Here is a 13,047-nt window from a genome sequence, read left to right as displayed (position 1 = left end):
ACGCCTTACCCACACATTTTTGTTCAAGCCTAGCTTTAGGTCTGCTCTGTGGCTCAGCCCTCGGCCTGTTCGGCGGCGAGCAGCCACTCTTCTTCCAGGGCGTCGAGTTGCGCACACAACTCCGCATCTTGGCGTCCGGCCTCGGCCATTGCCTCATAATCCGTTCCGGTAGAAAGTTCGGCAGTTTTCTCTCGAACCTTCTCCAACTGCTGGCGCACCTTCTCCATTTTGCGTTCAATGCGTGCCGCCTCTTTACGGGCTTCACGGCGTTGGGCGTTCGTTAAAGCGGTGGTGGCCGAAAGTTCCGGGCTACCGTCGTCGTAACTAGAAGAAGACTCCCTGAGTTTACGCTCATTTTCTTCCTGCGCCTGCGCAATCTGCTTGGCACGCAACCGGAGGTATTCTTCAACGCCACCCGGTAAATCACGCAACCCGCCCTGGATAACACACATTTGGCGATCCGTCATACGCTCCAACAGGTAGCGGTCGTGCGAAACCACAATGAGCGTGCCCGCCCAGCCGTCCAGAACGTCCTCCATCGCGGCAAGCGTATCCGTATCCAAATCATTCGTGGGTTCGTCGAGAAGCAAAACATTCGGTTCCGCCATAAGAAGCCGCATGAACTGGAGTCGGCGCCGCTCCCCGCCACTAATATCTGAAACCCGCGTCCATGCGCGTTCCTTCGTGAACCCCATGCGTTCGGTGAGCTGGCTCGCGGACATCTCCTTTTTGCCCACCGTCACATGCTGGGCAACCTCCGCAACCGACTCCACAACCCGCAAATCCGCAACCTTATCCAGCTCGCGCGTATGCTGGCTCAACTCCGCGAGTTTCACCGTTACCCCGCGTTTCACGTGCCCGCCACTTGGCTCAACACGCCCGGCCAGCAACGCCAACAACGTAGACTTCCCGGCGCCATTCGGCCCCAAAATCCCCACGCGCTCCCCCGGCGCCAATCGCCACGTCACGTTCGTCAAAGTTGGCGCATCCGCCCCCGGATACGTGAAACTCACATCCTCCAGGTTAATGACCTCTTTACCCAGGCGAGCGGATGCCATTTTCATCATATCCACCGTGTCGCGCGGCGCGGGAACATCGGCAATAAGCGCCTCGGCCGCCTCCACACGAAAACGCGGTTTTGAGGTTCGGGCAGGCGCGCCTCGACGCAACCACGCAAGTTCCTTTCGCAGCAGGTTTTGCCGTTTTTCTTCGGCGACGGCCGCTTCGCGCTGGCGTTCCGTGCGCTGGAAAATGTAATCCGAATATCCGCCCTCGTAAACGTCCACACGCCCGGGGATTTGCCCGCTATGTGTTTCCACACCGGGGATAACCTCCCACAGGCGGGTTGCAACGGCGTCAAGGAACCAACGATCGTGGGTAATGCAGACACATGCGCCCTGAGCGCGCGGGCCACCAAACCGCTCATTCAAATAGCCGGCAAGGAACGTAATCCCCTCCACGTCCAGGTGGTTGGTAGGTTCGTCAAGGATAAGGACATTGGCGTCCCGCGTAAGAGTATGGGCGAGGGCGACGCGCCTGCGCTGCCCGCCGGACAACTCATCCACCCGCGCATCGAGCGGAATATCGGGAAGTAGCCCGGCGTGAAGTTCGCGCACCCGAGCATCGCTTGCCCACGTGAACGTGGACACACCGCCATGGATTGCCTCCTGAACCGTGGTGTCCGGAAGTGAATCGTTTTGGCTGAGCAGGGCGTAACGCACATTATTCGCCGCGGTAATTGTGCCTTCTGTGGGTTCCAGATCTCCCGCAATCATGCGCATCAGCGTTGTTTTTCCGCCACCGTTAGGGCCGACAACCCCGATTCTGTTTCCGTCCTCCAAGCTCAGAGAAATATTGGAGAGAATGTGGCGTGCGCCGAGCGTCATGCCAATGTTTTGTGTGGAGAGAAGATGTGCCATAACGTGTTTTGGGTTGAAGTCAAGGGTTGAGGATGCGGGTTGAGGGTTAAAGGTTAAGGTTCAAGGTACGGGTTGAATAATGAGGTTCAAAATATGTTACACGACGAATTCTTTTCTGTGCGTATAGGCTTCGCGCGCGATATTAATAAAATCTGTGATGCCGAGCTTTTCGCCACGTAGCTGCGGATCGATTCCGGCAGCTAGGAGAATTTCTTCGGCGCGCCAAGCGTTTCCGGCCCAGTTGCGTAACGCCTGACGGAGTGTTTTCCGGCGTTGAGCGAAAGCCTCATCAATAATCTCGAACACGGTTTCGCGGTCAACACCTGCGTGGAGGGTGCGTAGTGCTTCGTCGTCGTATAAATCTATGGACACGAGTGCGGAATCCACATTGGGTACGGGCCAGAAAATATTGCGGGAAATTCGGCTCCCGCGACGCGCCGCACCATACCATGCGGTTTTTACGCTGGGAACGCCGTATGTTTTACTTCCGGGAAGCGCTGCGAGCCGATCCGCGACCTCAAGTTGTACCATAACTGTGACGTGGCGTAGGCTCGGTAGCGCCTCAAGGAGCGTAAGAATAATGGGAACCGCAACATTATAGGGCAGATTCGCGACGAGTTTGGTGGGTGCGTAATGTGTATGCGTAATCGCGGTTCGGTTCTGCTGTTGAGTATTTATTGGTGCGCAATGCTGTGGTTCACGTATGTGAGAGTTGCTCATATCTTCCACATGTTGCACATTTTCATGTGCGGTATTCGACGGATACCGGGGCTCTGAAAACTGAGTGCCGAGTGCTTCCGGTATTGCAAGTTGCTCGGGCGAATGAATGGTTAAAGCGTCAGCGTGAAGGAGCGCAAAATTTTCTGGTGTGTTACACCGTGCGGTTATGGTGTGCGGCAAAAGGTCTGCTATTGTATTGTCTATTTCGATGGCGCTGAGGTATGCCCCTGCTTCAAGAATCCCTAAGGTAAGCGAACCTAAACCTGGCCCCACTTCCAGCACATGATCGCCTGGTTGCACGCCTGCTTCGCGCACTATTTTGCGTACGGTTGCACTATCGTGAACAAAGTTTTGTCCGAGGGTTTTTGTTGGACGAATATTGAGTTTATCGCATAAATCGCGAATATCCGGCGGTTTAAGAAGGCTCGTTGGAACGGCTACATAAGCATCTATGTCGTCTGTTTTCTCCACGGTGCTATTCTACCTGGTTACGCCACTAGGGCATCATACGCTATCTACTTTGCGTAGCCCGCAACCCGGTTTAGTACCAACCCTTGCTCTGGAATGCACCCCATGCGCCACAGGGGCTTCCGTAACGACCTTTAATGTAGCCCAATCCCCAGCGAATCTGCGTTGCAGGGTTTGTGCGCCAATCCGCGCCGGCAGACGCCATTTTAGAACCAGGCAAAGCCTGCGGGATACCGTAAGCACCCGAAGAGCGATTCTGACTCTGGTAGTTCCACCCCGACTCACGATTCCACAGATTCACCAGGCAAGAAAACTCATTCTGGCTCCACCCGTAAGAAGAGAGCATTCCTGAAGCAATTTCCTGGGCACTTCCAGCAGGAACAGCAGGGCCACCTGCGGGAATACCGTCAGCACCGGAAACGCCCTCTTTGGTTCCAACTTTCACTACGCCATCCACACGTTCCTGCTTTTGAACCGCGAAAGTAATAGTGCGGGACACTTCTTTTCCGTTTTCCATACGAATACGGTATGTATTAGCAACTACGCCGTTCTTGGCCTGTTTTTCAACCTGCTTTTTCCCCTTAGGAAGATTAGCGTCTTGAACTTCCTGACTTTGAGCGACGTCAACATCATCCTGGGTTACGGTTGTATAGGTTACACGAGTAATACGAACGGTTGAACCGTCCACCGGGCGGGTAGCGAGCCCCTGAGAAACTTCATCATCTCCGGCAACTGTAATACCTGCGGAACGCAAAGCATCACCAAGCGTGGTTGCGCGGGTAGTAATCTTCTTGGAATGTCCGTCGAACACAACAGTTAATGAAACCTGTTCGCCTTCCTTATCGCTAGTTGCAACAGCTGTTCCCGTGTTGTTATCGGGCTGAGCGAACGCCGGTTGAATCGAGTTTTCCGCAAAAACACCGTAAACAGAACCCGCCATTAACACTGCACAACCGGCGGCGAGAGCCTTATGAGACATCGGTACGGATGCCACGCGCGAACTCCACGACTTGGAGAAAGAGGAGCCTTTTACCGGCTCGGACACCTTCGCAGGTTCGCAAATAGCTACCAACTGTTCTGTGCCGGTGGCCTTCTCCGGCTGAGACATCGTTAAAATATGTTCGACGTTAGTTGCCCTTTTCTGGGCGAGACCTTCACGTTCTGCTCGGAGGGCTTTAGAGCGCGCACCTAGCGGACGATCTGCTAGTTTCGCGTTGACTTGGTTTTCCGTAGCGCTGTGACGTGCCAAGATTCCTCCAGAAATACTTCTTTTATTATGGTTGCTTAATGCGCGCAACCCCAGCCACGTAACGTGGCACATGACAATCTTTTTTCATTCTAATGCCGATTCCCCGGAGGTTAAAGAATCGTGAGCCAGCTCAAGACTTTCCTTTCAGGTTTCGCACAGATAACTTTTCGGCGATTCCCCGACTCGTTTCGTTACGTATTGTGCATAGCAATAAACTACAGTAGCGCCTTCGTGAAAATAACTGCAACGAATACCGTAGTACATGCAAGCGAAACGTCGCACACGCAACTAAATACTGTAGTACACGTAGGTGAAACGCCACACGCGCAACTAAATACCGTACACGTCCTTCGTCGTCCTGTTGAGACGCTCACACCACGTATCCTCATCCATACCGCGAAGCTTCGCCCCAAAACGCGCCGTCCACACGGCAGCGTAGGGCGCATTGGGATGCCCGCGCCACGGAACCGGCGTCAAATAGGGCGCATCGGTCTCCAACAAAATCAGATCCTCCGGGAACGCCAAAAACGCTTCGCGCATAAACTCATTCGCCTTATACGTGAGTTGCCCACCAAAACTCCCGTACCACCCGTGTTCCGCACAAAGCCGTGCAAACTCTGCATCCCCGGAAAACGCGTGAATAACCGTCCGTTCCGGCGCCCCATCCTTACGCAGAATCTCTACAATATCGGCGTGCGCCTCACGATCATGAATTTGCAGGGGCAGATCCAACTCCTTGGCAAGCGCGATATGTGCGCGCATCGACGCCTTCTGAGCAGCCACACCATCCTCCGCCGTCCGGAAATAGTCCAGCCCGGTTTCCCCTATCGCAACAACACGGGAATCGCGGGCAACATCGGCAACAACCCCGATTGCATCCTCCAGAGAATACTCGCGGTGATGCTCATCCAAACCCGTGTCCAAACCATCGGCCGCAACGGTTGTTACCCCGCAGTGAAGAGCCGCCTCATTGGGGTGAATCCCCACAACCGCGCTGAACGCTTGCGGATACGCCTCAACAATATCGAGGGTTGGGCAAATCGCGGGCAATTCGCAAGCGCAGGTGAGCGCGTGGCGAATCCCGGAAAGCTCCATGCGCCTGGCGTGCTCGGCCGCGCTCATGGGTGGCGGAAATGTTGGGTCATCCCCAGGGAAAATCTCGCCCTCACTGTAGTTGACGTGCGTATGGTTATCGACAACTCCCGCCCGCAACGGCTCGGGAATATCCGGATATTGGCTACGATCCTTTTTCCGTTTGGAATGTCCCACGGTTTACGCCTCGCCCTCCCCGAAACCGAGTCGGGCAAGCTCCTCGTCCACAATACTGGGATCGAGTTTCACAAAAGCGGGCTTAGGCTTAGAAATCGGCGTTCCCGGACGTACCGCAACCCGCGCCCACGGATGCTGTTTCGTGTAATCTCCGGTAATAATCACCTGCGGTTTACCCGAATCAAGATCGGTTGTTTCGACGAGTTCCGGCATCGGGGCAATCATTCCGTCCCCACCAAGAACCGCATCGATGTGGTTAGAAGAATGTGGCAAGAATACGCTCATCATGGTGTTGAGATCACTAATCACCTGGATGAGTGTCCACAGCACGGTTGCAAGGCGCTCCCGCTGAGATTCATCCTTCATTTTGAACGGTTCCGTCTCAGAAACGTAAGCGTTTGCTTCACCCACAAGCCTCATAATTTCTGAAATCGCGGCGCGCTGATGATGCGTTGCAATAAAATCACCAACCGTCGTAAAACCTTCTTCAACGTGCGCAAGAAGCCTGCTGTCAATATCTTCCAGCTCACCGGGAGTCGGAATTTCCCCGAAATTCTTGGCAATCATTGCGCAACACCGGTTGACAAGATTTCCCCAACCGGCAACAAGCTCCGAATTATTGCGTCGCACAAACTCGCTCCACGTGAAATCGCTATCGGATGTTTCCGGGCCGGCAACACTAATAAAGTAGCGCAACGCATCCGGCTGGTAGCGCGAAAGCACATCACGAACATAAATCACAACGCCCTTGGACGAGGAAAACTTCTTGCCCTCCATCGTCAAAAATTCAGATGCCACAACCTGGGTGGGGAGGTTCAATCGTTCCATATTTCCCGGTTTCCCGCCGAGCGAGCCTTCCCCGTTATAGGCAAGGAGTTCGGCCGGCCAAATCTGGGAGTGGAACACAATATTATCTTTACCTTGGAAGTAATAGGATTCGGCAGCGCCATCATTCCACCACTTACGCCAATCTTCCCGGCTTCCCTCGCCGTTTAATTCACGGCGACGAGCCCATTCAATCGAGGCAGAAAGGTAACCAATCACGGCATCGAACCACACGTATAGGCGCTTATTCGGGTATTCTTCCCACCCCGGAACCGGAATCCCCCACGTAATATCGCGAGTCATGGCGCGTGGGCGAATATCTTCCAACAGGTGCTTCGAGAAGCTAATCACGTTGGGGCGCCAGGTTCCCGATTCGTCCACTTCGTCCAACCATTCGCCAAGGCGTTGCGCTAACGCGGGCAAATCGAGGAAATAATGTTCGGTATCCTTAAAAATCGGAGCTTTTCCGGAAATCTTGGAGACGGGTTCAATTAAATCTTTTGGATCAAGCTGGTTTCCACAGCTATCGCACTGATCGCCACGCGCCGGGCGATATCCGCACAGCGGACATGTCCCCTCAATATAGCGGTCCGGCAACGTATTGCCCGTCTCCGGGTCAATTGCAACAGGCATCTCGCGCACAATCATGTACCCGTTATCACGGCAGGTGCGGAACATATCCTGGACCACATGTTCGTGGTTTTTCGTCGTCGTCCTTGTGAAAAGATCATAGGACAGCCCTAAGGCAACAAGATCCTCAACAATAATACGATTATTTCTATCGGCGAGTTCTTCGGGCGTAATACCTTCTTTATCTGCCGCCACCAACACCGGGGTTCCGTGCTCATCGGTTCCCGAAACCATGAGGACATCATCGCCCACCATGCGCTTGTATCGTGAAAAAACATCGGAGGGAACACCGAAACCGGCAACATGTCCAATATGGCGAGGCCCGTTGGCATATGGCCATGCTACTGCTGAAAGAATATTCGTCATATATCTAGGGTACTCTGACAACACGAAAAACTGCGCGTTTTGGGGCAAAAATGAATATGTTCTCACTTAAACCCCTACAAATCGCTACAAAACACGGCCAGCACTTCACAATCCTGCACAACTTCGCTTAGTCTAGTGTCAAAGGTTTTCGCACTACCGATGTCACATCAGGAGTTTTCATGGATCAGGTACGAGCACTCATTATTGTTGATGTACAACCCACGTTTTGCGAAGGTGGCGCTTTAGCCGTTGAGGGCGGAAATGCGTGTGCGGAACGGATTGCCGATTTTGTCACCGATTTTTCCGACGAATACGATCTCATTATCACCACACAAGATTGGCATGTTGATCCAGGTAGCCATTTCTCAGATAACCCGGATTTTGTTGATTCTTGGCCACCCCACGGCGTTGCAGGCACCGCAGAAGCTGAACTTCACGAGGCAATTGCCTCCCTACCTATTGACATGTCGGTGAAAAAAGGCGAATACTCAGCCGCCTATTCCGGTTTTGAAGGCGTAGATGAGGAAGGAAACAAGCTGGAAGATCTGCTACGCTCCCACGATGTTACCGACGTTGATGTTGTGGGGATTGCAGAATCGCATTGCGTGAAAGAAACTGCGTTAGATGCTCGACGCGTTGGCTTCCGCACTCGCGTTTTCAGCGATCTTACCGTCCCGGTGAGTGAAGATTTAGGTGCCCTGGCACGCGCCGAAATGGACGATGCCGGCGTGGAACAGCTCAAAAGCGGTGAAGGTTTCGGATTCTATGAGGAGGCCGATACCGATTTCGACGACGAATACTCAGACGGTGCAACAAGTTCTGCGAGTTTCGATTCCGACCTTGACTTTGATGAAACAGAACCCGACGATTTCGATGACGATGTTGATTTTGAAGCCGATGAGGACTCCTCGGAAGATAGCGTCGAGGCTGACTACGTCATTTACGAGGACGACGATTTCGATCTAGACTTCGACATCGATGAGGACATCGATTTTTCCGACGACGCAGACGATAGCGATTTTGATTTCTCGGATATTCGCGGGAAAAATATGCCGAATTAGTGAGTGCTTTCTTTCAGCGCGAGCGCACCTTGATAAATCATATTTTTCTTCATACCAGTTTTTTCAGCAACGAATTCGGCAGCGTCCTTTAAACGCAAGCCACGTTCGTGCAGATTTAACGCATCCCGGATTGCTTCGTCACTATTGGCTTGAGATACGCTCTCTTTCGTCGCCCCCGATACAACAATAACTATTTCACCTAAAACCTCACCCGAAAACTCAACGGCTAACTCGGACAAGGAAGCGCGCACAACCTGCTCGTGAGTTTTAGTAAGTTCGCGGCACACCGCACCCAACCTTTCCTCACCGAGCTCTTCAGCCATTACCCTCAAAGTATCGGGCAGGCGCCTGGGAGAGTCAAAGAAAATCAACGTGCGCGGATCTTTACGTAAACCCTGACACACATCACGCAACTCTTGTTCTTTACGCGGTACAAAACCTTCAAAACTGAAACGATCCGTCGCTAAACCGGAGGCCGCGAGCGCAGTGAGAACAGCGGAAGGGCCAGGGGCAATCGTCACGGGAACACCGGCTTCGCGCGCACGGACAACCAACCTATAACCGGGATCCGAGACGGAAGGCATACCTGCGTCGCTAACCTGGAGAATACGCTTACCTTCCAGCGCAAGTTCAATAAGATAGGGGCCACGTTGAGCTTCATTATGTTCGTAGTAGCTAAGAACGCGCCCGCTCACCTCCACCCCGAGCCGCGTGGCAAGGTTAAGAAAACGTCTCGTATCCTCTGCCGCAATAACATCCGCGTTCTGCATTTCAGTAACGAGGCGACGTGTTGCGTCCTCGTCGTTTCCAATAGGTGTAGCCGCGCAAATAATCACGTTCCTATTGTGCCAGGTTTCAGGACATGTTTTCTGCGAAATATTTATATCCACCGCCAAGGAAACACCTAACGTTATCGATAACCGTAGAGCCCCAACGCTCATAAAGCGCGGCCTTACGCCACTAATTCAACCTTTTCGATAAACTTTTTACGTGACCCAGAGAACCCAGACCGCATTTTTGCCCCCGGATGCACAGCAACGTTACGAAAACGAGCTTCGTGGACGCCTCGGTCTGTTTCCCGTCGGCGAAAAAATTTTATCTGACGCACAACGCCGTCTTTCCTGGATTCTCACGGGTGTTGTTGCCCTGTTCGCAGCACTTGTGCGGTTTGTCGGACTCTCTCACCCAAATAATCTTGTTTTTGACGAAACCTACTATGTGAAGGGAGCAAATTCCCTCCTTCGCCTCGGCTATGAGGCAAAGTGGGAGGGCGGGGTGAAAAACGACATCTATTTCTCCATGGGAGACTATTCATACCAAACGACCACCGCCGATTATGTGGTCCACCCTCCACTAGGAAAATGGTTAATGGCTGTAGGCCAGTGGCTGTTTGGGCAAACTAATGGCTATGGGTGGCGTGCAACGGTGGCGGTGTGCGGCGTTCTGAGCGTCATTTTGCTTATCCGAATTTCCCTACGCTTGTTTCTTTCCCCGTGGATTGCGGCTTTCACCGGTTTCCTCATGGCGATTGACGGCATGGGTATCGTATTGTCTCGCACAGGACTTCTTGACAATATTTTGGCGCTCTTCATTCTCCTCAGCTTCTGGGCAATACTGAAAGATCGTGATTCTTCGCGGGCTGTTTTGGCCCACAGCGTTGCTTTTGGGCGGGTTCGGTGCGACGGAACCGTGTGCAAACTCGGCCCTAATATGCACATTCGTGGCTGGCTCCTCCTTGCCGGGCTTTTCCTTGGCGCTTCCTGCGCGGTGAAATGGTCCGGTATTTATGCGCTCGCCGTCTGCGGAATAACCGTGTATGCGTGGGGAACGTTCGCGCGACGCACAATTCACATTAACCGTTGGGGTGTTGCTGGCTTTTGGAAAGAAGGAGTTCCCGCCTTCTTCCATCTCATCCCGATTGCATGTGTTACATATACTTTGTCGTGGCTTGGATGGTGGCGTAACCCGCATTCGTGGGGGCGCGGATCGCTTTATGGAAAAACTCAGGGAACAGTAGATGATTCAGTGTGGCAAAAAATTCAAGAACTATGGAATTACCACATGCAAATGTGGGATTTCCATAATGGTTTAAGCACGAAACACACGTATCAGTCGCAGGCATGGGATTGGTTATTACAACTTCGCCCCGTGTCCTTCTACTGGGAAGGCGTAGGGAACACACCAAAAAACTGTGGTAGCAAGGAATGTGTCCAAGCTATCACCTCAATTGGTAACCCTCTGCTGTGGTGGCTTGCCTTCGCGTGCCTATGGGTAGTGCTGTGGTATGCCCTTCGTCAACGCGATTGGCGTGCTTGGTTTATTGTCTGCGGTTACGCAGCCCTCTGGTTACCCTGGGTATGCTACACGAACCGCACAATTTTTGAATTTTACGCGATTGTCTTTTTGCCGTTCGTCTGCCTTGCGCTCACCTTCGGTCTATGCGTCCTGACGTCTAATCTTGGCAAACCTCATGTCTCCGGCACTGAAGAAAGCGTTATTTTTTCCATCTACCCGACCCATGCGGAGAACGACGTATGGGTTCTCCCCCAACCGGATTCCGAGAATATCACGGTTTACGACGACGAAAACACCGACGTCCCTACTTTTTCAGAGATTGTGAATTCCCCTCAGGACTCGCCTCCTTGGTGGACATTTACACGTTGTCCTTTTTCTCTCGTCATTTTCGTGACCGTAGCCGTCGTTCTCTTTATTTTTTCCGCATTCTGGTACCCGTTGTGGACGGGAATGTCGGTTCCTTTCTGGTTCTGGCAAATTCATATGTGGCTGGCAACCTGGGTGTAAACTTTTCACCACCCCACCTCCACATTTCTGTATGTTTTTACTCGATACACAAAATTTTCCCCATTCATTCAGACAATTCTCAGATGAACAACGAATAATATTGCGGTGTCTATGCCGAAAGGAACGGAATGAACAATTCCTCGGAACGTCGTGATGCGGACGAGTTTTCACAATCGTGGGATCCTTATTCTCAACCACGTACCTTTACGTATAATGACGCCAATTCGTCAACGTCAAACTCGGATACTTATGGGAATGGTTATTTTGATTCATATCAGAATGGTGCATATGGCACACCTTCGTCGTCGAACCCCTACGTTCGTCAAGGTGTCCCATCACAACAACCGTTCTCGCCTCAAAACGATTCTTCCCCACACCCATTCTCATATTCGGGGAACACGTCACCGTACCGTCCACTCAACGAGGATTCACAAGGTTACCGGCAACAGCCCTTCTCCTCTCCTTACGAAAATTATCCGTCACCCGGGCTTGGCTCGCCTTACAGTAGCCTCTCTCTGACTTTCCCGGATTCTTTTGAAGAACCCGCAAAGCCGAAACTGCGCGGAGGCAAAATCGCTTTCATCGGTATTATCGGCATGGTTATTGCCCTTCTTATCGGCACCGGGGTGGGCTATTCACTTCCCGACTTTTTCCACAACAAATCCACCTCGCAAGATTCTCTTAAATATCGTTACGACGACGGAAACGCGGGGCCGCGAAACAAGTCAGACAATAGGGACGAACCCTACATGCCCTACTCTGAGGACAACGAATCTCAAAACGCCCCCCATGGAAGTTCACCTATTCAAAAGGGCACAAAGGTGAAAACACCCGGCGTTGTGCTCATTAATACTCGTGTCGTTATGGGTTTGGGAGCCGGAACCGGGGTTATTTTGACTTCAGACGGACTGGTTGTCACGAATTATCACGTGGTGATGGGTTCAGAAAAAATACGTGTTGAAATTGCTGAAACAGGTAAAAAATACGATGCTGAAGTCGTGGGACATGACGAAACGCGCGATATAGCTTTGCTGAAGCTAAAAAACGCAAGAAATTTGACTCCCGCGAAAATTTCTACGACCCCGGCTAAAGTTGGTGACGCCATTAGTGTTGTCGGTAACGGTAGCGGACAGGGATATTTGACTGAATTACACGGAAAAGTCCTGAGGCTCAACCAAAATGTTCGTATCGCCAACGATGACGGTTTGGGATACAGCACTCTAGGTGGCATGATTTTCACGGATGCGGATGTGGTTCCGGGATATTCTGGTGGACCAATGTTTAATTCCCGCGGTGAAGTTGTGGGGATCGATACGGCAGCAAGTCAGGGCAAGACTTCTGAGGAAGTTAATGGTTATGCGATACCCATTTCTAAGGTTATGTCTGTTGTGAACCAGATTAGACGTGGGGAAAGTAGCGGGACTGTCCGTATTGGACGTAACGCCGCCCTGGGTATTACGGTTGCGAAGGCACCTTCCGGTGGTGTAATTATTCAAGCTGTCCAACCGGATTCTGGAGCTAGGGAAGCCGGATTGGAAAATGGGGATATTATTTTGAAGCTTGCCGGCCAGGACGTTCGTTCGCCTTCTCAAGTTGCGAAAACTGTTCGGACATACTCGCAGGGCGATGTTGTTGATGTCACCGTCCAAAAGAGTGATGGTTCGCAACAAACAGTGAAGGTCACCCTCGGCGCTTCGCCCATTAACTAGTGCACCGCAAGCCACGCACCCAGCCATCG

Annotated in this window: 8 protein-coding genes and 2 pseudogenes; 3 read left to right on the top strand and 7 right to left on the bottom strand. The window is 52.3% G+C overall.

Annotated features, from left to right (window positions below; all coding sequences use genetic code 11):
* Positions 1-53 precede the first annotated feature (53 nt).
* The 6 genes and pseudogenes from G445_RS12040 to metG all read right to left on the bottom strand — a co-directional run.
* Positions 54-953, bottom strand: a pseudogene (locus G445_RS12040) (ATP-binding cassette domain-containing protein); the annotation flags it as partial.
* 189 nt (positions 954-1,142) lie between these two features.
* A pseudogene (locus tag G445_RS12035) lies at positions 1,143-1,886 on the bottom strand (ATP-binding cassette domain-containing protein); the annotation flags it as partial.
* A 129-nt stretch (positions 1,887-2,015) separates the two neighbouring features.
* Positions 2,016-3,110: a ribosomal RNA small subunit methyltransferase A gene (locus tag G445_RS0102555; RefSeq protein WP_022866005.1), complete on the bottom strand. Its 1,095-nt coding sequence runs from the start codon at positions 3,108-3,110 to the stop codon at positions 2,016-2,018.
* Positions 3,111-3,180: 70 nt separating this feature from the next.
* The gene (locus tag G445_RS0102550; protein WP_026420880.1) at positions 3,181-4,356 is read right to left on the bottom strand and encodes an aggregation-promoting factor C-terminal-like domain-containing protein; all 1,176 of its coding nucleotides are present in this window, start codon (positions 4,354-4,356) and stop codon (positions 3,181-3,183) included.
* Between the two features lie 330 nt (positions 4,357-4,686).
* Complete coding sequence (locus G445_RS0102545; RefSeq protein WP_022866003.1) at positions 4,687-5,625, bottom strand: TatD family hydrolase; 939 nt, start codon at positions 5,623-5,625, stop codon at positions 4,687-4,689.
* 3 nt (positions 5,626-5,628) lie between these two features.
* Positions 5,629-7,446, bottom strand: a complete 1,818-nt coding sequence (metG, locus tag G445_RS0102540; RefSeq protein WP_022866002.1) for a methionine--tRNA ligase — start codon at positions 7,444-7,446, stop codon at positions 5,629-5,631.
* A 179-nt stretch (positions 7,447-7,625) separates the two neighbouring features.
* Between metG and G445_RS0102535 the strand changes: the two genes are divergently transcribed.
* Positions 7,626-8,507, top strand: a complete 882-nt coding sequence (locus G445_RS0102535; protein WP_022866001.1) for an isochorismatase family protein — start codon at positions 7,626-7,628, stop codon at positions 8,505-8,507.
* Here the strand turns inward: G445_RS0102535 and rsmI are convergent.
* Positions 8,504-9,397 carry a 16S rRNA (cytidine(1402)-2'-O)-methyltransferase gene (gene rsmI / locus G445_RS09305; protein ID WP_306718271.1) on the bottom strand — a complete coding sequence of 298 codons (894 nt, stop codon included), beginning with the start codon at positions 9,395-9,397 and terminating at the stop codon, positions 8,504-8,506. The genes G445_RS0102535 and rsmI overlap by 4 nt on opposite strands.
* Positions 9,398-9,497: 100 nt before the next feature.
* Between rsmI and G445_RS0102525 the strand changes: the two genes are divergently transcribed.
* Positions 9,498-11,309 carry a dolichyl-phosphate-mannose--protein mannosyltransferase gene (locus tag G445_RS0102525; protein WP_022865999.1) on the top strand — a complete coding sequence of 604 codons (1,812 nt, stop codon included), beginning with the start codon at positions 9,498-9,500 and terminating at the stop codon, positions 11,307-11,309.
* A 128-nt stretch (positions 11,310-11,437) separates the two neighbouring features.
* Positions 11,438-13,018, top strand: a complete 1,581-nt coding sequence (locus tag G445_RS10725; RefSeq protein ID WP_022865998.1) for a S1C family serine protease — start codon at positions 11,438-11,440, stop codon at positions 13,016-13,018.
* Positions 13,019-13,047 lie beyond the last annotated feature (29 nt).

The organism is Actinotignum urinale DSM 15805 (assembly GCF_000420445.1).
GTDB classification, from domain to species: domain Bacteria; phylum Actinomycetota; class Actinomycetes; order Actinomycetales; family Actinomycetaceae; genus Actinotignum; species Actinotignum urinale.
This window is presented reverse-complemented; position numbering and strand designations above follow the sequence as displayed.

Bases quoted from the DNA above. Each gene is read 5' to 3' on its own strand.
- metG (WP_022866002.1), bottom strand. From the start codon at position 7,446: ATGACGAATATTCTTTCAGCAGTAGCATGGCCATATGCCAACGGGCCT.
- G445_RS0102535 (WP_022866001.1), top strand. From the start codon at position 7,626: ATGGATCAGGTACGAGCACTCATTATTGTTGATGTACAACCCACGTTT.
- G445_RS10725 (WP_022865998.1), top strand. From the start codon at position 11,438: ATGAACAATTCCTCGGAACGTCGTGATGCGGACGAGTTTTCACAATCG.